This is a genomic window from Streptomyces enissocaesilis (genome assembly GCF_039533765.1).
GTDB lineage: Bacteria > Actinomycetota > Actinomycetes > Streptomycetales > Streptomycetaceae > Streptomyces > Streptomyces enissocaesilis.
The window spans coordinates 259,605-282,404 of record NZ_BAAAUD010000013.1 but is presented as its reverse complement, the minus strand read 5'-3'; the positions used below and the strand labels follow the sequence as shown (position 1 = coordinate 282,404).

The window sequence follows — 22,800 nt, the reverse complement described above, 5'->3', positions numbered from 1 at the left end:
TGCCCGCCGTCTCCGAGGAGCCTTGATGAGAGCCGTCCTGCGCACACGGGTCCGTACCGACCGCGTCGAGGAGCACGAGCAGGCGCACCGCGAGGCCCCGGACGAACTGACGGCGGCCGTCCGCGCCGCCGGAGCCGGCTTCCCGGCCGTCCGGGAGCTGTGATCGCTGTGGTTTCTGGGACGCTCAAGACTCTTGGGACCCCTGGGAACGCTGGGACCGATGGGTCAGCTGTGGGCATCGTCGATGCCCACCACCACGTCTGGGACCTGTCCGTACGCGACCAGGACTGGATCACCGGCCCCGAACTGGCCCCACTGCGCCGCGACTTCCTCATCGGGCATCTCGCCCCGCGGGCCGCCGCCGCCGGAGTCCGGGCGACCGTACTCGTCCAGACGGTCACGGTGGCACAGGAGACCCCGGAGTTCCTGGCGCTCGCCGCCACGAGCGACCTCGTGGCGGGCGTCGTCGGCTGGACCGACCTCACCGCGCCCGGGGTCGCCGACGCGCTCGCCGGTCTCCGCGCACTGCCGGGCGGCGACCGCCTCGTGGGCATCCGCCACCAGGTGCAGGGCGAACCGGACCCCGAGTGGCTGCTGCGCCACGACGTCCACCGCGGTCTCGAAGCGGTCGCCGCCGCCGGACTCGTCTACGACCTGGTGGTCCTGCCGGGCCAGCTCCCCGCCGCCGCGCAGGCCGCGGCGGCGCACCCCGGGCTCCGCTTCGTCCTCGACCACGCGGGCAAGCCGCCGGTCGCGTCCGGCGAGCTGGAGCCGTGGGCTTCGGACGTACGGCGCCTCGCCGCACTGCCCAACACCGTGTGCAAGCTGTCGGGCCTGGTCACCGAGGCGGACCGGGCGGCCTGGACCGTGGAGGACCTGCGCCCGTACGCCGGCACGGTGCTCGACGCGTTCGGCCCGGACCGGCTGATGTTCGGCTCCGACTGGCCGGTGTGCGAGCTGGCGTCGTCGTACGCCGGTGTCCTCGCGGCGGCGCGGGAGCTGACCGCCGGGCTGGCGGAGGGGGAGCGGGCCGACGTCTTCGCCGGGACGGCCGGGCGGACGTACGGGCTCGGGCGGTAGGGCGGGGTGCCTCCCGGAGGCTGTCGTCAAGCGATCCCGCGTGGCGGGGTGGGCCGTGGTCGGTGCCACGTCGCCGGGGCCTGCCGGGTGGCGCGTGAGGATGCGCGCGCCTTCTGCCGCCCCGGTCCCGGCCCCGGAGGTAGCGCACCGAGCGGCCGCCCGCCCCGTCGCCCGGCGCCGCGCTTCAGCTGCCGCTGGTGACCTGAGGACCGGTGGGAGCGGCAGGCCGCGCAGGTAGAACTGGGTGAGGTCGTCCCCCATCCGGCGCGCTCCGCGGCGGGTTCCCGCGTGACCCCGAGCTCCGGACGGCGCGGCAGTTCGTGGCGGTGGAGGTCGAAGACGACGGCGGCCTCCCGGCCGTAGGCGGTCGCCGCTCGGAGGGACGCGCGGTACGCGCCCCAGGCCGGCGGCCGGGCCAGGAGGGTGAGGGCGGTCAGCGGTCCGTGGCCGCCCGCGACCAGGAGGACGACGGGCCGGACCGTGCCGAAGGCCGTGGCCGGGCCGAGCAGGGTGACCGCGGAGTCGAGGGCGGTCCGGCCGGACCCCGCCTAGCCGCCGAGCGCCCGCTTCATGATCTTGCCCATGTCGTTGCGCGGCAGGGACTCCAGCAGCCGGACCGCGCGCGGCCGCTTGTGCGGGGCCAGCAGATCCGCCACATGGGACGCCAGCTCCGCGCCGGACGGCGGCGACTGGGGATCCGCCGGCACGATCCACGCCACGATCCGCTCGCCCAGATCCTCGTCCGGCTCACCCGTGACGGCGGCCTCCGCCACCCCCGGATGCTCCAGCAGCGCGTTCTCCACCTCGCCCGCGCCGATCTTGTAGCCGCCGCTCTTGATGAGGTCGGTGGCCTTGCGTCCGACGATCCGTACGTAGCCGTCGGCGTCCCTGGTCGCCAGGTCGCCCGTACGGAACCAGGACCCGTCGAAGGCGGCGGCCGTCGCGTCCGGGCGGTTCAGGTACTCCGTGAACAGGTTCGGCCCGCGCACCTGGATCTCGCCGATGCCGTCCGCCTCGTCCACCAGCCGCAGTTCGACACCGGCCAGCGGCAGCCCGACCGTCCCGGGGCGGGCCTCGCCGTCGGCCCGTACCGACGTGTTCATCAGGGTCTCGGTCATGCCGTACCGCTCGATCACCGCACGCCCCGTCGCCGCCGTGATCCGCCGGTGGTCGCGCTCGGGCAGCGGCGCCGACCCCGACACCAGCAGCCGGGCCCCGGCCAGGGCCTTCGCCAGCTCCCGGTCGTCGTCGAGCGCTTCGGCCAGCCGGTGGTACATCGTCGGTACGCCGAAGAACATCGTCGCGCCCGCCGAAAGCTCCCGCGCGACGCCCCGCACGTCGAACCCGCCCAGGTGCCGCACCTCGCCGCCGCGCCGCAGCGGCCCGAGGACCCCCAGGATCAGCCCGTGCACGTGGAACAGCGGCAGCCCGTGCACCAGCACGTCGTCGGCCGTCCACGCCCACGCGTCCTCCAGCGCGTCCAGCGTCGCGGCGATCGCGCGGCGCGGCAGGACGGCGCCCTTGGGCGGCCCGGTCGTCCCCGACGTGTAGACGACCAGCGCGGGGGAGCCCGGCGGCGGCTCGTCGGGCAGCGGCCCCGGCGCACCGCCCGCCACCGGGACGTCGATACGTTCCAGCTTCCCCAGCGCCGGGGGAAGTCCGGCGCCGGGCGCGGCCAGCACCGCCGTCGGCGCGCTGTCCGCCACGATGTGCGCCAGCTCCCGCTCTCCGGTCCTGGGGTTGAGCGGCACCGCGGGCACCCCCGCCAGCAGCGCCGCGACCACGCCCACCGCCGTCTCCGGACTCGGGGTGGCCCAGACGGCCACCCGCCCGGCGCCCGCGATCCGGGCGGCCAGGTCACCGGCGGCACGGGCGAGTCCGGCGTACGTCAGCGTGCGGTCGCCGAACCGCAGCGCGGGCCGGTCCGAGCGCAGGCGCAGCGCGGGGAACAGGGGGGACACGGGGGAGGAGGGAGGGGAGGCAGCCATGCGGCCGACCCTACGGCTCCCCCTCCGGCGACCGCAGCCCGTGCGTCACCCCCGTACGTCACAGCGGTGCGTCGTACCTGTGGGCCACGCCCGTGCGTCACACCCGTGAGCCGCACGCCCGTGCGTCACAGCGGTGCCTGCCAGGTGACCGTCGTACCGTGCCGCCCGTTCCCGGTCGCCCCGTCGTCGGTCACCGTCAGCCGTACGCCGGGCCGCCCGTCCGGCATCCGCGCCTTCGCGTCGACCTCCACCCCGACCGCCGTGACCCCCGCCCGCCGGTGCGCCGCCGCGAGCGCGCCGCGCAGCGCCGTCAGCAGCCGCCGGTCCACCGGTTCGCGCACCAGGGCGTCCACCGCGCCCGTGAAGTGCACCGACGGCTGGAAACCCAGCAGCGCGGCGGCGCCGGCCGTCTCGCGCAGGACCCGGCCCCGGAAGCCGGCGGGCGCGTCCGCCGGGGGCTGTTGCAGCGCGAAGATGGTGGTCCGTACCTCCTGGATGGTGGAGTCCAGCTCGTCGACGGCGGTGCCGAGCAGCCCGTCCAGGTCCGGTGGCGCGTCCGGCGCGGCGGAGGCCCGCCGCCGGGTGGACTCCAGCATCATCTCGGTGGCGAACAGCCGCTGTACGACGAGGTCGTGCAGGTCGCGCGCGATCCGGTCGCGGTCCTCGAACACCGCCAGCCGCTCCCGGTCGTGCCCGCTGTCCGCCAGGACGAGCGCGAGCGCCGCCTGCGAGGCGAACTGCGAGGCGAGCAGCCGGTCGGCGGCCGTGTACGGGGGGCCGCCGCGCCGCCTCGGCAGGGCGAGCGTGCCGATCAGCCTGCCGCCGCTCTGGAGCGGCAGCATCATGCTCGGTCCGAAGCGGTCCCGTACGTGCGTGGTCATGCGCTCGTCGGTCGCCGAGTCCTCGACGAACACCGGCTCCCCGCCGAGCAGTTGCTCCAGGACGGGACTGCCGGGCCCGATGACGGCGCCGAGCAGGTCGGCGGGGTCGTCGGGCGTCGAGGCCGCGACGATCTCCATGCCGCCCTCGGCGGTGGGCTGGAGGACCACGCCCGCCGAGGCGTCGGCGAGGACACGGGCCTGCTCGGCCACGGTCATCAGCGCGTCCTCGGCGCTCTCGCCGGTGAGCAGGGCGGTGGTGCAGGCGGCGGCGCCCTCGATCCAGCGCTCCCGCCGGCGGGCCGTCTCGTACAGCCGCGCGTTGCCGATCGCGATGCCCGCCTGCGAGGCGAGCACCCGCAGCAGTGCCAGGTCGTCCGTGGTGAAACCGGCCGCCCCCCGCTTCTCGGTCAGGTAGAGGTTGCCGAAGACCTCGGCGCCGACCCGGACCGGGACCCCGACGAAGGAACGCATGGCGGGGTGCCCCGGCGGCAGCCCCGCCGCGCGCGGGTCGGCGGACAGGTCGGGGACGAGCAGCGGCCGCGGGTCCTGGACGAGGTGGCCGATCAGGCCGGTGTGCCCGTCCGGCAGCCGGCCGACGCGCTCCCGCGCCTCGTCGTCGGCGCCCGAGGTGTAGAGCTCCGTGACGGTGCCGCGCTCGGGATCGACCACCCCGAGCGCGCCGTACCGGGCCCCGGCCAGCTCCGTGGCGGTGTCCACGATGTGCTGGAGCGTGGCACGCAGATCGAGATCGGAGCCGACGTTCAGCACGGCCTCCAGCAGCATCGGCAGCCGGGGCGCCACGCGTGCGCCGTTCTCCGGGTCCATGGGCACCTCGTCCTCCCGCCTTCCCGTACCTCCCCGTACCTCCTCAGTTCCTGATCGGCTGGAGGACCATCGGATGGATCCTGCCTTCGAGCATCGCCCCGAGCCCGAGCACGGAGCAGACGTCGGGCCGTTCCGCGATGTGCACCGGCATGCCCGTCGCGTCCCGCAGCATCTGGTCGAGGCCCGGCAGCAGCGCGCTGCCGCCGACCATCATGATCCCGCGCTCGGCCAGGTCGGCCACCAGGTCGGGCGGGCAGTCGCGCAGCACCTTCCCGAGCCCGTCGAGCACGGCGGTGAGGGGAGCGTGGATGGCCTGGCGCACGGCGGCGGTGTCGACCTGCACGGAACGGGCGAGGCCCGTGACCACGTCCCGGCCGTGGATCTCGGTGGAGGCGGGGCCCCGCGAGTTCAGACCGTTGCCCCGCAGGGCCAGCTGGAGGGGGCGTACGGACTGGCTCGGCAGCATCAGCTGGTGTTGCTGACGCAGGTACTGGAGCACCGCGTGGTCGATGGCGTTGCCGCCGACGGGCATGCGCTCGGCGGTGACGATCGAGCCGAGCGAGAGCACCGCGACCTGGGTGGCGGCCGCCCCGCACATCATGATCATGGTGGCCGAAGGCTGTTCCACGGGCAGCCCGCAGCCGACGGCGGCGGCGATGAGGGTGTCGACCAGCTCGACGCGGCGCGCACCGAGCCCGATCAGGGTCTCGACGGCCGCGCGCTGGGCGAGCGGGTCGCTGTCGTGCGGCGTGCAGGCGGCGGCGCGCAGCCGCGGCTTGCGGCGGAGCTGACGCCGCAGCTTCTCCCCGAGGAGGTGGCGCAGCATGCGTTGGGCCATCTCGATGTCGACGACGGTGCCGCCGGACACGGGCCGTACGACACGGATGTAGTCCGGCGTACGGCCCGTCATCTGCTCGGCGAAGGTGCCGACGGCGATGAGGGCGCCGCTGCGGGTGTTCACGGCGGCCACACTCGGCTCGTCGACGACAAGCCCGCAGCCCTTGACATACACGCGGGTCCTGGCGGCCCCGAGGTCGACGGCGATATGGCAACGGCGCAACTGCTCAAGACTGACGGTCACGGCAGGTTCTTCTCCCGAGAGCACTGACGGACCGACGGGCGCCGGTCCTGCTTCGCATCGTGCGGGCGCCGGTGGCCGTGCGCGCGCTGGGATGAGCCGGTCGGGCGTACGAGCTGACGCCGTGCCAGGATCCGGGCGGCCCGGCCTCACGGTGCGTCAGGAAACCCCACGTGCTGCAACAAACCCCAGGTGAACTCCGCGACGCACGCCTTCCCGTCGGGCGGCGCCAGCCCGATCCGCCACCGCGTGGGCGCCGTTCCCTCCATCGGGCGAGCCGGCGGGAAGGCGCGGGCCGCCTCGTCGACGGTGCACGACCAGGGACGCAGATCACCGGCCGTGCGCAGCTCGGGCGCCGGGGCGTCGGGGGCGCGGACCAGCCATGCGTTCCACACGGCACCGCCCGGCGCGGTCAGCACCTCGAAGCGCAGGCCGGGCCAGAGCGGCACCGGCCGGGCCAGGGCGTCGCACTCCAGGTCGCCGACCCTGCGGCGTACGGACGTCTCGGGCGGCCCGAGCACCGAGCGGTAGCGCGCCGCGGTGCCGCGCGCCCGGGGTGAGCGCACCTCCCCCATGGCCTTAAGGGCATGGGAGGGGCCCCACCCTGCCAGCGGCGATTGACCTCGCGCATCTCCGCGGGCGTCGCTCCGAGCTCCCGGCGGGCGTCCTCGACCAGGCCCGGCTGGTGGTCGGCCATCCGGCGCAACAGCACCAGCTGGAAGCCGAGCGGTCCGAGCGGTCCGAAGGGGTGTGTGCCCGTATGCATACGTCCATCCTGCCCCGCCCCGCTGACACGCCGTGGAACGCGGGACTCCACACAGGATCCTCACAGGTGCGGTCTCCGATTTTGACCTCGGAGAACGTAGCCTGCGGGCGCCATGGATTACTGCTACTCCTGCCGCAGGCACCTCAACGGCGCTCTGGCCTGTGCCGGCTGCGGAGCCCCCGCCGGTGAACTCGGTCACACCGCGCCCGGGGCGCCGTCGGAACACGACGTCCGGCACGGTGACGCCAGTCACCAAGGACTCGCCGAGCCGGCCGCGCCTGCCGAGCCCGCCGTGCCCGCGGCGCCGTCGGGGCCCGGAGGCCCCGAGGGTCCTGCGGCCCCCGGCCGCGCCGCCCGGCGTACCGCCACCAGGCGTGCCCGCAGCGCCCGCCGGGCGCACCGGCGCCGAGGTCGCAAGACGGTTCTCGTCTGCATGGGCCTGGTGCTGGCCGGGGGCGTGCTGAGCCTGGCCGAGCTCGCCACGGAGTCCGTGGGCGAGGGCCTGGCGTCCGGGGCCGTGCAGGGTGACGGCGAGGGCGAGGGCGGGGGTGCGGGCGGGGAGGGCCCGGGCGGGCAGCCGGCCCGGACCGGCGGCGGCGTGGGGGACACGGGGGCGGATCCGTCGGCGGCGGTACGTACCGCCTCGGCTTCGGCTTCGGACAGGGGCTCGCCGTCCGCCGAGGCGTCGAAGTCCCCCTCGGCGAAAGCCACGGGCACCGACAGCCCCAGCGGCACCGCCACCGCCACCAGCTCCGGCACCGCGACGGTTCTGGATTCGCAGACCGGCGGCGCGCCGTCGGAGACCGGGGCCGGCGCGCCGTCCGCGCCCGCGCCGCCCGCCTCGCAGGCCCCGCCGCCGGCGACGTCCGCGAACCCGGGACCGGGCCCGGACTCCGGTCCCGCCCCCCAGCCGACACCGGAACCCACGCCGACCGAGACCTGCGACCGGTTCCTGTGGTGGTGCACCTGAGCAGGCCGGACGGCGACGGCGGCGGGTGAGCGAAGAGGCCCGGGGTCAGCCCCCGAGCATCCGCTTCAGCAGGTCCCGCAGTGTGGTGCGCTCGTCGTCCGACAGTTCACCGAGCGGCTCGCGCGCGAAGTCCAGCGAGTCGCGCAGCAGGGCCGCGGTCCGGCGCCCGTCCTCGGTGGCGGCGGCGAGTTTGACGCGCCGGTCGGCGGGGTCCGGTTTCCGTTCCACCAGGCCGCGGGTCTCCAGCCGGTCGATGATCCCGGTCACGTTCGACGGCTCGCACTTCAACTTTCTGGCGATGCGCCGCATGGGCATCGCCTCGCTGGAGAGCAGTCCCAGTACGCGCGCCTGGGCGCCGGTGAGCGAGTGCTTGGCCGCCGCTTCGTCGTACTCCTCGTAGTAGCGGGCCACGACCTCGCCGATGAGTTCGACGACTTCGCGGGTCAGATGGTCTGCACGAGGGGGCATGTGCTCCATCGTACCCACTTACTTGACAACATTAAATATCCAGGCGCATGGTTGTTTCAGTACCTGAAGCTTTTCTAGGAGGTCGCACCGCATGACCGCACTGCCCACGACCGGACGTTCCTGGCACCTCGTCGCCCGCCCGCACGGCTGGCCCAAGCCCGAGGACTTCGCACTGCGTGAGGCCCCGGTGACCGAGCCGGGCGAGGGCCGCATCCTGGTCCGCAACCTCTACTTCTCGGTCGACCCCTACATGCGCGGCCGTATGAACGACGTGAAGTCGTACGTCCCGCCGTTCAAGCTGGACCAGCCGATGGACGGCGGCGCGGTCGGCGAGGTCGTCGCCTCCGCCGACGAGCGCTTCGCCGTGGGCGACCACGTCCTGCACGGGCTCGGCTGGCGCGAGTACGCCGACGTCCCCGCGCAGCACGCGACCAAGGTCGACGCCGCGCTCGCCCCGCTCTCCGCCTACCTCGGCGTCCTGGGCATGCCGGGCCTCACCGCGTACGCGGGCCTCTTCGAGGTCGCCTCCTTCAAGGAGGGCGACACCGTCTTCGTCTCCGGTGCGGCCGGCGCCGTCGGCAGCCAGGTCGGCCAGCTGGCGAAGCTGCGGGGCGCCTCGCGCGTCATCGGCTCGGCGGGTTCCGACGAGAAGGTCAAGCACCTCGTCGAGGACCTCGGCTTCGACGCCGCCTTCAACTACAAGAACGGCCCCGTCGCCCAGCAGCTGCGCGAGGCCGCGCCCGACGGCATCGACGTGTACTTCGACAACGTCGGCGGCGACCACCTCGAAGCGGCCATCGGCTCGCTGAACGTGCACGGCCGGGCCACCATCTGCGGCATGATCGCGCAGTACAACGACACCGAGCCCACGCCGGGTCCGCGCAACATGGCGCTCATCATCGGCAAGCGCCTGCGGCTCCAGGGCATCCTGGTCGGCGACCACGCCGCCCTCCAGCCGCAGTTCACCCAGGACGTCTCGGCCTGGGTCCGCTCCGGCGAGCTCAAGTACAGCGAGACGTTCGTCGAGGGCATCGAGAACGGATACGACGCCTTCACCGGTCTGCTCCGCGGTGAGAACACCGGCAAGATGATCGTTTCCCTCACCCGATAGGCTCAGCGTCAGCCGTCGCGGTCGTGGGCGCGAGTCGCGGCGTACAAAGCAGGAGGAGTACCTCAGCATGACCATTCAGGACATAGACGTGAAGTACACCGCCGTCGCCACCGCCGAGAACGGCCGTGACGGCCGGGTCGCGACGGACGACGGCAAGCTCGACGTGGTCGTCAACCCGCCGAAGGAGATGGGCGGCAGCGGCGCCGGCACCAACCCGGAGCAGCTCTTCGCCGCCGGTTACAGCGCCTGCTTCCAGGGCGCGCTCGGTGTGGTCGCCCGCAAGGAGAAGGCCGACATCTCCGGCTCGACCGTGACCGCGAAGGTCGGCATCGGCTCGAACGGGAACGGCGGCTTCGGCCTCGAGGTCCAGCTCACCGCGCACATCCCGAACGTGGACGAGGCCACCGCGAAGGACCTGCTGGAGAAGGCGCACCAGGTGTGCCCCTACTCCAGCGCGACCCGCGGCAACATCAAGGTCGAGCTGGCGGTCGTCTGACCCCGGACGCGTCTGTCGCGTCGCGTGACCCGAAGGGCCGTACCCCGCACAAGGGGTGCGGCCCTTCGCCGTGGCCCGGCGGGGACCGGCCGGCCAGTGCTGGACCGCGGCCGCCCCCGCACCTGCGACCGCCCGCACGACCGCCCCCGCCGGCCGCCCGTCCTCCGGAGCCGCGCCGCCCGGGAAGGCGAACCTGCGGCGCGTGCAGCCGTACGCGACCCCGCTGCGCGGGTCGACGACCGGTCGGCCGCCTGTGAAAACGGCCAGCTGGGCGTCGGCGTGACCCGGCCGCTCCTCGGCGAGTACGGCGGCGGACTCCTCCCGTACGCCCTCGAACCCCTCGGCGACCGTGCCCCGCACGGCGGTCCTCTCCGGCATCGAATGCTCCCCCCGACTCCATGTACGTACATCTGAGTGACAGGGGATCGGGCAACCGCCGCCGAGGGGTTGTTCCGGGCCGGACTCAGCCCGCCGAACTGATCAACGCCCGCCCGACCTGCGCGAAGGCGCCCTTCGGGTGCGCGCGGAACAGCGGCTCCGTACCGAAGAGCACGACTCCCGCGCCCTTCGCCGACGTACCGCTGACCACGGCCGCCCGGCCGGCCGCGTCCTGGGGGCCGCCGCCGTCCCCGGCCGCGCGCCAGTGGCCGGACACGAGCGGGTTCCCCGTGGCGTACGACTGCTCGACCCGCACGCCGGGACCGAGGTCGGTGAACCACATCGGCGAGTAGACGAAGGTGTGTTCCGGCGCGCCGCCGGACACCGCGCCGCCCGCGTTGGAGACCCGGACGACGCCGTTGGCGTCCCCGTTGCCCTCGACCGGCTCCGCCGCCAGCAGACCGGCTCCGGCGTTGAGCGCCGCGCCCGCCGCGCCGCGCCCGACCAGGCCGCCGCCACCGGCGAGGAACGCGTCGAGCGCGCCGCGCGCGGCCGCGTCCAGCTTCCCGTACTCCAGCCCGGACGACACGAACAGCACATCCGCGCGCGACCAGTCGAAGCCCGCGTTGAGCGCGGCCGTCGAGACCGGCAGCACCTCGAAGCCCATCTCGCGCAGCGCGAACAGCTCGCCGGGCGTGACGGCCGCGGCGACCCGGGCACGGTGCAGCGGGGCGACGCCCTTGGCCCTGGTGGCGTGGAAGGAGACGCCGTACCGGACGGCGAGGGCGGCGGCCTTCCCGCGGGCCGGGGCGGGCACGAGCGCGCTGCCGTCGGCCGTACGCCGCACCTTCACCCCGTCCCTCAGCAGGGAGTTGAGCGCGGCGAGCTCCTTGGGGTCGTCGAGCCGCAGCCGGAGATCGCCGCGCGGAGCGACGTGACCGGCGGGCGCCGCGGCGCGGACCGTACGGCCGGGAACGTCGAGACCGCCCGGAGCGGCCTTGTGCACCTTCTCCACGCTCGCGCCCCACAGCAGACCGAGGCTCCAGCCCGAGATGTCGTACATCGTCGAGACGTCCGCGCTGATGTCCCGCCCCTCGTGCAGGATCACGTTGGCCAACCCACGCTTGGGCTGGCGCATGTCGACGACGTACGACCCCGCCTCGTACGGCCGCCCGCCGAGCCGGAAGTCCCGCCGGGCACGCTCCACCTTCACGTCATTGGCGACGAGGTGGTCGACGAGCCGGGCCGCGGCCGTCGCGGACCGCTGGTCCCGGCCCGCCGGAACGACGTACGCCCGGGGGAAGTCCGTCGTGTAGACGTCCTCCGGCCCGATCCCGGGCACGCCCGGAACGGACTCCCGCGACACCGGCACCTGCGCCGCGCCCGCCGCGCCGCGCCGGAACGTCTCGATCTGGTCGGCGATCACCGAAGACCGCTTCCCGGCCGTGTAGTCGAGGGTCGCGCGCATCGCCGCGCCCGCGATGTCCGTGTTGACGGCGGCCCTGCGGCGCAGCTCGGCGACCGGCAGCGTGTCGTACGAGCGATTGTTGACCTGCATCGGGAACTCGACGGTGTGCGCCGCGACCGCGCCCTGGAACGGCATGTACTGCGGTGTGAAGACCGGCGGCCAGTCGTCCCAGCCCTCCGCCTGGTCGCGGAAGGGGATGACGGCGGGTTCGACGCCGTCCTTCTCCACCGTGTAGCCGAGGCCGTTGACGGCCCGCTCCATCCCCAGCGCGTTGGCGTAGGAGTTCTTGAGGAAGAGGTCGTACTCGTAGTTCTCGCCGTGCGGCGGGGTCGTCGGCTTGATGAGCGTGCCGTTGACGTACCCGTGCAGGTCGATCATGACGGCCGGCTGCTTGTCGATGGCGATCCGCCGGATCGCGCGCGCCTCGGGCTGGGTGGCGGTGACGAAGTCCCGATTGAGGTCGAAACCATTGGAGTTCGCCCGCGTGCCCGCGATCCGCCCGTCGGGATTGGCGGTCACGTTGAGGTAGATACGGGTCTTCGCCAGCAGATCGGCGGTCTTGCGGTCCTTCGCCCTCGCGAGCTCCTCGATGAGCTTCAGGGCGGCGTCCGTGCCCTCCCACTCATTGCCGTGGATGTTGTTGTTGATGAACACCGGCGCCTTGTAATCCGCCTTGATACGCCGGTCCTCGGCGGCGGCGGCCGGCGCGTTCTCGATCAGCTCCCGCATCCGCTCCTGCTCGCGGGCCTCGCGGTCGCTCTCCGGAGCGGTCACGGTCACCAGGTACAGGTCGTGCCCGCCGGCGGACCGCCCGGAGACCTCGACGCTGACCCGGTCGCCCAGCTTCTGCAGCGCGTTGAGTTTCGGGGCGATGGAGTGGTACGGCGTGAGCCCCAGCTTGATGGACTTGTCGGCCGGATCCGGCGCGGGCGGGGCGAGACGGGTACGGCGCGGATACCCGCCGTCGTGCCGCGGCCCGGAGGACGCCCGGTCGTCGAGCGCCGCGGCGGCGGCGCCCGCCGGCGTGCGCGCCGCCTGCCCCTGGCCGGCGGCGTCCCGTTCCCGGTGAACGCCGTTCCCGGTCCCGCCGCCGTCTGCGGGGGGACCGGGCCGGGCGGCCGCGGGTACGGAGGAGAGCAGGAGTGCGCCCGTCACGGCGGCGGTGGTGAGGAGAAGAGGTCTCGGGATGCCTGTGCCCATGCGTATCTCCGGATGTGTCGGAAGTGATAAGAGATGATCGGTACGCAGGGTCTACCTGTTGAATCCCGCAACAACAAGAGGGCGGTGCGCACCCGGCCGCCGAGCCGGCGGGGCCGCACTCCGGGAGCCGCCCGCCGCCCAGAAGCTCCCGCTCGTCGTACGGCGACAGGGTGGAGCGCCCGTCGCCCCGTGCCGCCACGGTGATATCGCGCACGGTCCGCCCCCGTACCTGCGCGCGGACCTGCCTGCGGTCCACCTGCGAGCGACGAGCGCAGTCACGCCTTGTACGGTCCACCCATGCCACCCCTGCCCCCCCACCCCTGCACCTGACGCGACTGCGTGACGACCACGCCCCGGCCCTCCTCGCCTTCGAGCTGGAGAACCGCGCCTACTTCGCGCGGTCGGTGCCCGACCGGGGCGACGACTACTTCACCCACTTCGCGGCCCGCCACGCCGCCCTCCTCACCGAGCAGGAAGCCGGTCTGTGCCACTTCCACCTCCTCGTCGACGAGCAGGGCGCCGTCCTCGGACGCGTCAACCTGGTCGACGTCACGGACGCGGCCGCCGACCTGGGCTACCGCGTCGCCGAGCGGGCCACCGGCCGGGGCCTGGCGGCCGCGGCCGTGCGGGAGGTCCGCACGCGCGCCGCGACCGACTACGGCCTCGAAGTCCTCACCGCGGCCACCACCGCGGACAACCCCGCCTCGCGCCGTCCTCGCCCGCAACGGCTTCGTCCCGGTCGGCGACATCGACCTGGACGGCCGGCCGGGTACGCGGTACGAGGCCCGCCTCGGGCAGTGGATAGGCTGTTCGCATGCGTGATCTCGGGGTGGGCTTCGGCTACTTGATGAAGGGCCAGCGGTGGGTCGGCCGCCACGGCAAGTCCTACGGCTTCGGGCTGCTGCCCGGTCTGGTGACCTTCGTGCTGTACGTCGGCGCCCTCATCGGGCTCGGCTACGGCGCCGACGACCTCACGGCCTGGGCCACGCCCTTCGCCGACGACTGGGGCTCGCCCTGGCTCGGTCTCTTCCGCGGCGCGCTGACCGCCCTGCTCTTCGCCCTCGCGCTGTTCCTCGCGGTGATCACCTTCACCGCCGTGACGCTGCTCGTCGGCCAGCCCTTCTACGAGGAGCTGTCCGAGCGCGTCGACCGCTCCGTGTCCCCCGACGGCACCGCCCCCGAGTCCGGCCTGCCGCTGGTCCGCGAGCTGTGGATCTCCGCCCGCGACAGCGTGCGCGTCCTGGCCCGGGTGGTCCTGTACGGCGTCCTGCTCTTCGCCTGCGGTTTCATCCCCGTCGTCGGCCAGACCGCCGTCCCCGTGATCGGCTTCTGCGTCTCCGGGTTCTTCCTCGCGGAGGAGCTGGCGGCGGTGGCGCTCCAGCGCCGGGGCGTCGAGCTGAAGCAGCGCCTCGCCCTGCTGCGCGGCCGCCGCCTGCTCACCCTCGGCTTCGGCGTCCCCCTCACCCTCGCGTTCCTCGTGCCGCTGGTCGCGGTCTTCCTGATGCCGGGCGCGGTGGCCGGTGCGACGCTGATGGCGCGGGACCTGCTGGAGGAGCCGTCGGCCGACGCGGACCACGCCGGCGCGGTCCCGCCTCCCCCCACGGCGTAGGCACGTCGGCGAGCGTGAGGCCCGCCCCGTCCGGTGCCGTACCGTCGGGGCCCACACCGCGCTCAGCCCGCAGGCGTCGTACGGCCCCGCCCGCCCCACGCGAGGGACGAGGACGACGTGCGGCCCGTGGTCCCCGGCCCGCGCCGGGTATAGGGCGGCGCGCTCCCGCTCGCCGTTGCCCTTCCCGTACAGCGAACTCGCCAGGCAGACGCGGCACGTGTCGGCGGCGGCCCGCTCCGCGACGTCCGGGAAGTGAACGTCCTCAACCCGAAGACGACCCTCTTCGTCGTCTCGACCTTCACCCAGGTGGTCGGGCCCGGCACGCCCGTGTGGCAGCAGGCCGGCTACGGGCTGTTCGTGTCGGCCGCCCACCTCGGGTGGTTCGGCGCGGTCGCGCTCTTCTTCTCCGACTCCCGGGTGCGCGCGGCCGTGCTGCGCCGCCAGAAGGCCCTCAACCGGGCGATCGGCTCGGCGCTGGCCGGCCTCGGGGTCGCCCTGGGCCTCGCCCGCTGAACCCGGCCCCGCCGCCCGGCGAAAGCCTGCGTCCCCGGGCCTTTGCTACGGCGTGCCCGCCGCCACCGCGACGATCGCCCGCACCTGCGCGACGATGTCCAGCCGGTTGCGTACGAACGCGGGGTCCGTCACCTCGGTGGTGTTGCCCGCGCCGAACTGGAGCACCGGCGTGTGCACATGTCCGCCGGGCAGGCCGGCCGGCCCCAGGCGGTCGCGCAGCAGCGTCGCGCGGTACGCGATCTCGTTGGAGAGGTAGTCGCCGCCCCCGCCCGCGCGGGCGGTCGAGCCCGCCGTCGGGCCGTCCGGGCGGACCACGGGGGCGGTCGCGCCCGCCGGGATCTCGGTCACCGACGTGTTGTCGTACACCGGGAAGCGGCCGGTGTCCGCGGCCGCGATCTCCTGGTACGGGAGCGTGGTCGCCGTCCACTGCGGCTGCGGGGCGGGGCCGGCCACCGGAACGGTCTCCGTGCGCGAGACGTTCTCGTTGTCCGGGAAGCCGCCGCGCCAGGCCCCGTTGAAGCGCTCGACGTCGATCCGGCCGACCCGCCCCTGGCTGACGGTGGTGAAGAGGTCGAGGTGCGGCAGGTGCGGGCGCAGGGTGCGCTCGACCGTGCCGTCCGCGAAGTCCTGCCAGCGGACCGGGAAGACGGCCGTCTCGATCCGCGCGGGGCCGGCTGCGGTCCGTACCACCGTGCCGTCCAGCGCGAGCGCCGTCGCGCCCGACGGGTTGCTGATCCGCACGTCCCGGTCCAGCGTGAACGGGTCGAAGCCGGTGACGAGCACCCGCTTCATGCCCTTGCCCCTGCCTGCCGCCGATGCCGCTGCCGCCGGGAAGCGGATCGTGTCCTGGCCCCGCGACGACCGCTCCAGCCGGTCGAGCAGCTTCGCCCGCGCCGCCCCGCTGAGTCCGAACGGCGCCCGCCACTGCCGCAGTTCGCGCGTCATGCCCAGCCGCGCCCAGTACAGCGGCCGGTCGTCGTCCCGGCTCAGACCGGCCCGTCGTCCGCCACCATCCTTCCGGGGAAGCGTTTCGCGCCCTTCGTACTCCGCCGGGCCCCGGCCCTGCGCCCGGTCCACGGCCCGCTGCCACAACCGCGATCCGTGCCGTACGACGGCCCGCTCGGCAGCGGCGTACGACCGCGCCTCGCCCAGCGTCCGGGCGAAGTCCTCCGCCACGGTGTCGAATCCGCTGCGCCGCAGGATCTCCTGCGGCGCGGCCCGCTCCAGCCGCCGCTCCTCGACGGTCGCCGGAGCCACCTCCTCCGGCTCCGTCGCCGCGGCGGGCGGCGCCCCGAGGAGAGGCGTGAGCGTGATGAGGGCGAGGGCGAGGCCGAACGACGCGTGGCGAGGGCGTATCGGGGACACGGGTGATCCTTCCGTCGGGTGGCGGAAGTATCGCGGTACGCCGGTGACGTGCGCTACGGGGCGGGCTCGTGTCCCAGGAGGATCACTTCGAGGGCCGCGCGGAGAATCTCCGCCCCGGCTCCGGGAGCACCCGCCCCCTACCCCCGCACCCCGAACCCGTACACCGTCGCCGAGGCGAAGACCTCGCCCGGCCGCAGAACCACCGCCGGAAACTCCGGCCGGTTCGGCGAATCGGGGAAGTGCTGGGTCTCCAGCGCGACCCCGTCGAACCCGTCCGGCGTGTACACCTGCACCCCCGGCTCGGTCGTCGCGACGGTCACCACCCGTCCCGACCCCGGGTCGTACAGCTCACCCACCACCTCGGCCTCACCGGTCACACCCTTGTCCAGCACGAAGTTGTGGTCGTACCCGTCCCCGAGGACCCGCGCCGCGCGGAAGTCGAACCGCGACCCCGCCACCGGACGGATCTCCCCGGTCGGTATCCCGTCCCCGTCCACCGCGGTCACCGCCCCGGCCGCGAGCCGCAGTTCGTACGGGCCGCCCCCGAGGCTCCAGTACGTGTGGTTCGTCAGGTTCACCACGGTCGGCGCGTCCGTCACCGCCCGGTAGGCGATCCGCAGCGCCCCGCCCTCCTCCAGCGTGTACGTCGCCGAGACCTCGACCCGCCCCGGAAAGCCCTCCTCGCCGTCGGGGCTGACCCGCGAGAGCCGCACCCCGTGCGGGGCCACCGCCTCCGCGTCCCACACCCGCTTGTCGAAACCGCGTTCGCCGCCGTGCAGGCTGTTCGACGCGCTGTTGCGCGCCAGGACGTACGTCCGCCCGTCCAACGCGAAGGCCCCGCCCGCGATCCGGTTGGCGTACCGGCCGACCAGCGCCCCGAAGTACGGCCCCGGGCACTCCAGATAGCCGGCGAGACGGTCGAACCCGACCGCCACACCGCCCGTCCGCCCGTCCCGGTCCGGCACTTCCACCGACTGGACGATCCCGCCGTACGTCAGGACGCGCACCACCACCCCGTCCCGTTCCAGGACCCAGCGGTGGACGGGCGTGCCGTCGTCGAGCGTGCCGAAGAGTTCCGCGTTCATGATCCGAAACCCTATGCGAACGGCCGCGCGGGCAGGTGCGCGAACGGTCTACGCCGGGGGTTCCTCGGCCGTGATGTTGCGGTACGCGATCTCCGCCAGCCGCTCCTGCCCGTTCCTGCTCGGGTGGAACCAGTCCCAGGGGCTCAACTGGGCGCCGGTGAACCGGTACTCGAAGACCGCCCCGCCGTCGTACCGGCAGCGCGCGTCCTTCCCGCACACGTCCTTCAGCACCCCGTTGTACGCGACGACCCGATCCCGCACCGCCTCCCGCCGCGCCACCGCCGCCGCGTCCATCGCGTCCGGCGAGCCCAGCATCGACCGGCAGAGGCCCAGCTCCCAGATCTGCTTGCCGAGCGGGTTCCCGCGCCCCTGGGACCAGAGCCGCTTCAGATCCGGCACGCTCGACACGTACAGCTGCGACGTGGGCAGTTCCTCGCGCAGCTTCTTCACCGCGGTCTCGAAGTACCTACGGAAGTCGACCACCGACGTCATGTGCGACACGTCGTCGCGGCAGGCGTCGTTCGCGCCCACCATGACCGTCACCAGCTGCGGCCTGTCCGCGGCCGCCCGCGCCATCTGCTCCGGCAGCTCGGCGATCCGCGCCCCCGACTTGGCGTGGTTCCAGGTGCGCGCCGCCACACCCGCCTTGCCGAGCAGCCGCAGCGCCACGCTGCGCACCGTGGCGTCCGTACCCGTCGCCCAGGACACCTCGGGGCAGTCCGCGAGCACCTCGCACGCGTCGAAACCGCGCGTGATCGAGTCCCCGACGGCGGCGACGGACGCCGGGCTGCGGTCCCACAGCGGAGTGGGCCGGGGGGTGGGCCGCGGCCCCGCCGACGGGCCGCCCCCGTCCGCGCCGTTTCCCGCACCGCACCCCGCGAGCCCGCCCAGGAGGACGAGCAGCGCCGCTGTCGCGGTGGCGACGGCGGCGCGCGAGCGGCGGTCCCGGCGGCCCTTCCGCATCCCGTGATCCCCTCCATGGCGTCGTACGGGCGCCCTGGCGAGTGAAAGCTTCGTGTGTACGGCACCCCGGACCGACAGTACGTCACCCGCCGGACGCCGCCGCACGGTAGTTTTTCCCCGTCGAACCAGCAGCGCTTCGCCCATCCGGGGCACTGGCAAATTACATCACGTCACATACTGTCCCTTTTCAGGAGATTCACTCCCGATGCTGTTTACTGTTGACAACCTCGGGAGCCGACCGGGAAGAGGCGGTACGGGCGCGAGGCCGCTGGGGAAGGCGAACCTCGTCCCACACTGGAGGTCCCGGTGACGACACGTGGAGTTCTGTACGTTCACTCCGCACCGCGCGCGCTGTGCCCGCACGTCGAATGGGCAGTAGCGGGCGTACTCGGTGTGCGGGTCAATCTCGACTGGATCAGGCAACCGGCCTCGCCCGGCACCTGGAGAGCCGAGTTCTCCTGGCAGGCCCAGCCGGGCACCGCCTCCAAACTCGCCTCCGCCCTGCGCGGCTGGCATCTGCTGCGCTTCGAAGTGACGGCCGAACCGTCCCCCACGGCGGAGGGCGAGCGCTACAGCTCCACGCCCGGACTCGGCATCTTCCACGCCGTCACCGGCATGCACGGCGACATCCTGATCCCCGAGGACCGGCTGCGCGCCGCCCTCGCCCGTTCGGTCGGCGGCGAGACCGACCTGGAGGCCGAGGTCGCCAAGCTCCTCGGCAAGCCGTGGGACGACGAACTGGAGCCCTTCAGGTACGCGGGCGAGGGCGCCCCCGTGCGCTGGCTCCACCAGGTCGTCTGACGGACCGACAGGAAGAACACGGCGAAGGCCCTGCCGGGAGCTCGCGAGCTCCCGGCAGGGCCTTCGCCGTGCTGCTGTGCTGTGCCGCTCTGTCCGGATCAGACCGTACGGAAGGCCAGCACCACGTTGTGGCCGCCGAAGCCGAACGAGTTGTTGATCGCGGCGATCTGCCCCTCGGGCAGCGCGCGCGGCTCGTCCCGCACGATGTCCGCGTCGACATCGGCGTCCAGGTCGTCGACGTTGATGGTCGGCGGAGCCGTCCGGTGGTACAGCGCCAGCACCGTCGCGACGGTCTCGATGCCGCCGGCGCCACCGAGCAGGTGACCGGTCATCGACTTGGTGGCGGAGATCGCCACGTGGTCGAGGTCGTCACCGAGGACCCGGCGCAGGGCCTTGATCTCCGCGATGTCGCCCTGCGGGGTCGAGGTGGCGTGTGCGTTGAGGTGCACGATCTCGGACGGCTTGAGCCCGCTGTCGTCGATCAGGTTCTGCATGGCGACGGCGATGCCGCGGCCGGTCGGCTCGGGCTGCGCGATGTGGTGGGCGTCCGCGGACAGGCCCTGGCCCACCACCTCGCAGTACACCCGGGCGCCCCGCGCGGCCGCGTGTTCGGCCGACTCCAGGATGACGACCCCCGCGCCCTCGCCGAGGACGAAGCCGTCCCGGCCCGTGTCGTACGGACGCGACGCCTTCTGGGGCTCGTCGTTGCTCTTGGACATCGCCATCATGTTGGCGAAGGCTGCGATGGGCAGCGGGTGGATGGCCGCCTCCGTGCCGCCGGCGACGACCACGTCGGCGCGGCCGGTACGGATCATCTCGACGGCGTACCCGATGGCTTCGGCGCCGGACGCACACGCGGAGACCGGGGTGTGCACGCCCGCCTGGGCGTTGACCTCCAGGCCGACGTTGGCGGAGGGGCCGTTCGGCATGAGCATGGGCACGGTGTGCGGGGAGACACGGCGTACGCCCTTCTCCTTCAGCACGTCGTACTGGTCGAGCAGGGTGATGACGCCGCCGATGCCGGAGGCGATGACCGCACCGAGACGGTTGGGCTGGATCTTGTCGTCCTCGCCCGCCTTGTCGGTGTAACCGGCGTCGGCCCACGCCTCGCGGGCCGCGATCAGCGCGAACTGCGCCGAGCGGTCCAGCTTGCGGGCCAGGGGCCGGGGCAGTACGTCGCCCGGGTCGACGGCCGCGGGGGCCGCGATACGGACGGGAAGGTCGGCGAAGCGCTCGCCCTCCAGGGGCTTGACGCCTGAGCGTCCCGCCATCAGACCTTCCCAGGTCGATGCGGCGTCGCCACCCAGCGGTGTTGTTGCGCCGATACCGGTGACGACCACGGTGCGATTGGTCGGGCTCACAGGAATTCTTTCTCCACGTGTAGAGGGTGCTGAATTTTCACGGCGCCACCGCCGGGCGGCGACAGACGCATGTCAGGCTCAGGCCTTGGAGACCTGGTGCTGCGCGATGTAGTCGGCGGCGTCACCGACCGTCTTGAGGTTCTTGACGTCCTCGTCCGGGATCTTGACGTCGAAACGCTCTTCGGCGGCGACGACGACCTCGACCATGGACAGCGAGTCGACGTCCAGGTCGTCGGTGAAGGACTTGTCCAGCTGGACGTCCTCGGTGGGGATGCCGGCGATCTCGTTGACGATCTCGGCGAGACCGTCGACGATCTCTTCCTGGGTGAAGGCCATTGCGGCGCTCCTTCGTGTTGGGCTGAGGGAATGGGGTGAAGCGGCAGGCCCGGAACGGTCCGGACGTGCCTAGGGGAGGGTAACGACCGTCGCGGCGTAGACGAGACCCGCCCCGAAGCCGATGACCAGCGCGGTGTCGCCGCTCTTCGCCTGCCCGGTCGCCAGGAGCCGCTCCATCGCGAGCGGAATCGAGGCGGCCGAGGTATTGCCGGTGGTTTCGACGTCACGGGCGACCGTGACGTGCTCCGGCAGCTTCAGAGTCTTCACCATCGAGTCGATGATCCGCATGTTCGCCTGGTGCGGGATGAAGACGTCCAGGTCGTCCGCGGTGATCCCGGCCGCGTCCAGCGCCTGCTGGGCGACCTTCGCCATCTCGAAGACGGCCCAGCGGAAGACCGCCTGGCCCTCCTGCGTGATGGCCGGGAACTTCGCGACCTCGCCGGCGTTCCGGTAGTCCGACCACGGAACGGTCTGCTTGATGGTCTCGGACTTGTCGCCCTCGGAACCCCACACGGTCGGGCCTATGGCCGGTTCCTGCGCGGGGCCGACGACGACCGCGCCCGCACCGTCGCCGAACAGGAAGGCCGTCGCGCGGTCCTCCAGGTCGGTCAGGTCCGAGAGCCGTTCCACGCCGATGACGAGGACGTACTGCGCACTGCCTTCGACGATCATTCCCTTGGCGAGGGTCAGGCCGTAGCCGAAGCCGGCGCAGCCGGCCGAGATGTCGAAGGCGGCGGGCCTGCCCGCGCCGATCCTGTCCGCGATCTCGGTCGCGACGGCCGGGGTCTGCTTGAAGTGCGAGACGGTGGAGACGATGACGCCGTCCACCTGCTGGGCGGTGATCCCGGCGTCGGCCAGCGCCTTGCCCGCGGCCTCGATCGACATCGCGGCCACGGTCTCCTCGTCGGAGGCCCAGTGGCGGGACACGATGCCGGAGCGGGAGCGGATCCACTCGTCGGACGAGTCGATCGTCTCGAGGATCACCTCGTTGGGCACGACACGGGTCGGACGGTAGCCGCCGACACCCATGATCCGCGCGTACGGGGCGCCCTGACTGGGCTTGATCTTCGACATGCTCTCGGGCTCCTATCGCGCCGCGTGCTCAGCGATGAGCGCGCGGGCCGCGTCGAGGTCGTCGGGGGTCTTGAGCGCGAGCGTCTTCACACCGGGCAGCGCGCGCTTGGCGAGACCCGTCAGCGTTCCGCCGGGGCAGACCTCGATGAGCGCGGTGGTGCCCAGCTCCTTGAGGGTCTCCATGCACAGGTCCCAGCGGACCGGGTTGGAGACCTGGCTGACCAGACGTGCGACGACCTCGGAGCCGGTGGGGACGGCCCTGCCGTCGGCGTTCGAGACGTACGTGAGGGCCGGGTCGGAGACGACCAGGTCCTGCGCCGCCCTGCCCAGCTCGGTGACCGCGGGGGCCATGTGGTGCGTGTGGAACGCGCCGGCGACCTTGAGCGGTACGACACGGCGTACGCCCTCGGGCTTGTCCGCCTCCAGCGCGGCGAGCTGCTCCAGCGTGCCGGCGGCCACGATCTGGCCCGCGCCGTTCACGTTCGCCGGGGTCAGGCCGAGCTTCTCCAGGTGCGGGACGACCACCTCGGGGTCACCGCCGAGCAGCGCCGACATGCCGGTCCCGGTGACGGCGGCGGCCTCGGCCATGCCCAGGCCGCGGGTGCGTACGAAACCGAGCGCGGCCTCTTCGGTGAGCACACCGGCGTACGCGGCGGCGGTGATCTCGCCGACGCTGTGACCGGCGACCGCCGAGACGTCCGCGCGGGCGTCCAGCGCGGCGGCCGACAGCAGGCCCGCGGCGACCAGCAGGGGCTGTGCGACGGCCGTGTCGCGGATCGCGTCCGCGTCGGCCTGCGTGCCGTAGTGGACAAGGTCGAGCCCGATGGCGTCGGACCACGCGGCGAGCCGGTCGGCGGCGCCGGGGAGGTCGAGCCAGGGAGTCAGGAAGCCGGGCGTCTGGGCGCCTTGGCCGGGAGCGACGAGTACGAGCACCCTCACACTCTCTCTTGCGGACGGCTGTGCGGGCCCGTGGGGACAGGGACC

19 protein-coding genes and 3 pseudogenes are annotated in these 22,800 nt (G+C 73.3%); 9 read left to right on the top strand and 13 right to left on the bottom strand.

The window, feature by feature from the left end:
• Positions 1-25 precede the first annotated feature (25 nt).
• A complete protein-coding gene (locus ABD374_RS06855; RefSeq protein ID WP_425577148.1) occupies positions 26-163 on the top strand; it encodes a hypothetical protein in 138 nt (45 codons plus the stop codon).
• Positions 164-231: 68 nt separating this feature from the next.
• A complete protein-coding gene (locus ABD374_RS06850; protein WP_344492256.1) occupies positions 232-1,080 on the top strand; it encodes an amidohydrolase family protein in 849 nt (282 codons plus the stop codon).
• A gap of 548 nt (positions 1,081-1,628) precedes the next feature.
• On the opposite strand, the gene ABD374_RS06845 is transcribed toward ABD374_RS06850, so the two are convergent.
• From ABD374_RS06845 to ABD374_RS06830, 4 genes and pseudogenes are all read right to left on the bottom strand, one after another.
• Positions 1,629-3,041, bottom strand: coding sequence for an acyl-CoA synthetase (locus ABD374_RS06845; protein WP_344492456.1), 1,413 nt, complete (start codon positions 3,039-3,041; stop codon positions 1,629-1,631).
• 152 nt (positions 3,042-3,193) lie between these two features.
• Positions 3,194-4,774 (bottom strand): sensor histidine kinase, encoded by a 1,581-nt coding sequence (locus ABD374_RS06840; RefSeq protein ID WP_344492254.1) that lies wholly within the window; start codon positions 4,772-4,774, stop codon positions 3,194-3,196.
• Between the two features lie 43 nt (positions 4,775-4,817).
• Complete coding sequence (mreB, locus tag ABD374_RS06835; protein ID WP_344492251.1) at positions 4,818-5,855, bottom strand: rod shape-determining protein; 1,038 nt, start codon at positions 5,853-5,855, stop codon at positions 4,818-4,820.
• Positions 5,856-6,001: 146 nt separating this feature from the next.
• Positions 6,002-6,618: pseudogene (locus tag ABD374_RS06830) on the bottom strand (hypothetical protein).
• A gap of 112 nt (positions 6,619-6,730) precedes the next feature.
• Here ABD374_RS06830 and ABD374_RS06825 point away from each other — a divergent pair.
• Complete coding sequence (locus ABD374_RS06825; protein WP_344492249.1) at positions 6,731-7,588, top strand: SCO2400 family protein; 858 nt, start codon at positions 6,731-6,733, stop codon at positions 7,586-7,588.
• 45 nt (positions 7,589-7,633) lie between these two features.
• Here the strand turns inward: ABD374_RS06825 and ABD374_RS06820 are convergent, their stop codons facing one another.
• Positions 7,634-8,056, bottom strand: a complete 423-nt coding sequence (locus ABD374_RS06820) for a MarR family winged helix-turn-helix transcriptional regulator (protein ID WP_344492247.1) — start codon at positions 8,054-8,056, stop codon at positions 7,634-7,636.
• A 91-nt stretch (positions 8,057-8,147) separates the two neighbouring features.
• Here ABD374_RS06820 and ABD374_RS06815 point away from each other — a divergent pair, with 91 nt between their 5' ends.
• Both ABD374_RS06815 and ABD374_RS06810 read left to right on the top strand, forming a co-directional pair.
• On the top strand, positions 8,148-9,167 hold the full coding sequence (locus ABD374_RS06815; RefSeq protein WP_344492243.1) for an NADP-dependent oxidoreductase: 1,020 nt from the start codon (positions 8,148-8,150) through the stop codon (positions 9,165-9,167).
• A 67-nt stretch (positions 9,168-9,234) separates the two neighbouring features.
• The gene (locus ABD374_RS06810; RefSeq protein WP_344492240.1) at positions 9,235-9,663 is read left to right on the top strand and encodes an organic hydroperoxide resistance protein; all 429 of its coding nucleotides are present in this window, start codon (positions 9,235-9,237) and stop codon (positions 9,661-9,663) included.
• Between the two features lie 463 nt (positions 9,664-10,126).
• Here ABD374_RS06810 and ABD374_RS06805 read toward each other — a convergent pair whose 3' ends face one another.
• The gene (locus ABD374_RS06805; RefSeq protein WP_344492237.1) at positions 10,127-12,709 is read right to left on the bottom strand and encodes a M14 family zinc carboxypeptidase; all 2,583 of its coding nucleotides are present in this window, start codon (positions 12,707-12,709) and stop codon (positions 10,127-10,129) included.
• A 320-nt stretch (positions 12,710-13,029) separates the two neighbouring features.
• Here ABD374_RS06805 and ABD374_RS06800 point away from each other — a divergent pair.
• The 3 genes and pseudogenes from ABD374_RS06800 to ABD374_RS06790 all read left to right on the top strand — a co-directional run.
• Positions 13,030-13,531: pseudogene (locus ABD374_RS06800) on the top strand (GNAT family N-acetyltransferase).
• Positions 13,524-14,318 (top strand): EI24 domain-containing protein, encoded by a 795-nt coding sequence (locus ABD374_RS06795; RefSeq protein WP_344492234.1) that lies wholly within the window; start codon positions 13,524-13,526, stop codon positions 14,316-14,318. The pseudogene ABD374_RS06800 and the gene ABD374_RS06795 overlap by 8 nt, the downstream one beginning before the upstream one ends.
• Before the next feature lie 255 nt (positions 14,319-14,573).
• Positions 14,574-14,831 (top strand): annotated as a pseudogene (locus ABD374_RS06790) (LysE family transporter); the annotation flags it as partial.
• Between the two features lie 45 nt (positions 14,832-14,876).
• Here ABD374_RS06790 and ABD374_RS06785 read toward each other — a convergent pair.
• The 3 genes from ABD374_RS06785 to ABD374_RS06775 form a co-directional block, all read right to left on the bottom strand.
• Positions 14,877-16,196 (bottom strand): pyroglutamyl-peptidase I, encoded by a 1,320-nt coding sequence (locus ABD374_RS06785; protein WP_425577147.1) that lies wholly within the window; start codon positions 16,194-16,196, stop codon positions 14,877-14,879.
• 137 nt (positions 16,197-16,333) lie between these two features.
• The gene (locus ABD374_RS06780) at positions 16,334-17,281 is read right to left on the bottom strand and encodes an aldose epimerase family protein (protein WP_344492230.1); all 948 of its coding nucleotides are present in this window, start codon (positions 17,279-17,281) and stop codon (positions 16,334-16,336) included.
• A gap of 48 nt (positions 17,282-17,329) precedes the next feature.
• The gene (locus ABD374_RS06775; RefSeq protein WP_344492227.1) at positions 17,330-18,244 is read right to left on the bottom strand and encodes an SGNH/GDSL hydrolase family protein; all 915 of its coding nucleotides are present in this window, start codon (positions 18,242-18,244) and stop codon (positions 17,330-17,332) included.
• A gap of 306 nt (positions 18,245-18,550) precedes the next feature.
• On the opposite strand from ABD374_RS06775, the gene ABD374_RS06770 reads away from it, so the two are divergent.
• Complete coding sequence (locus tag ABD374_RS06770; protein ID WP_344492224.1) at positions 18,551-19,045, top strand: DUF3145 domain-containing protein; 495 nt, start codon at positions 18,551-18,553, stop codon at positions 19,043-19,045.
• A 98-nt stretch (positions 19,046-19,143) separates the two neighbouring features.
• On the opposite strand, the gene fabF is transcribed toward ABD374_RS06770, so the two are convergent.
• From fabF to ABD374_RS06750, 4 genes are all read right to left on the bottom strand, one after another.
• Positions 19,144-20,406 (bottom strand): beta-ketoacyl-ACP synthase II, encoded by a 1,263-nt coding sequence (gene fabF / locus ABD374_RS06765; RefSeq protein ID WP_344492221.1) that lies wholly within the window; start codon positions 20,404-20,406, stop codon positions 19,144-19,146.
• Between the two features lie 78 nt (positions 20,407-20,484).
• On the bottom strand, positions 20,485-20,742 hold the full coding sequence (locus ABD374_RS06760; protein WP_093800999.1) for an acyl carrier protein: 258 nt from the start codon (positions 20,740-20,742) through the stop codon (positions 20,485-20,487).
• A gap of 69 nt (positions 20,743-20,811) precedes the next feature.
• Entirely contained in the window at positions 20,812-21,816 is a 1,005-nt protein-coding gene (locus ABD374_RS06755; RefSeq protein WP_344492216.1) for a ketoacyl-ACP synthase III, read from the bottom strand.
• Between the two features lie 12 nt (positions 21,817-21,828).
• On the bottom strand, positions 21,829-22,749 hold the full coding sequence (locus tag ABD374_RS06750) for an ACP S-malonyltransferase (protein WP_344492213.1): 921 nt from the start codon (positions 22,747-22,749) through the stop codon (positions 21,829-21,831).
• Between the last annotated feature and the right edge of the window lie 51 nt (positions 22,750-22,800).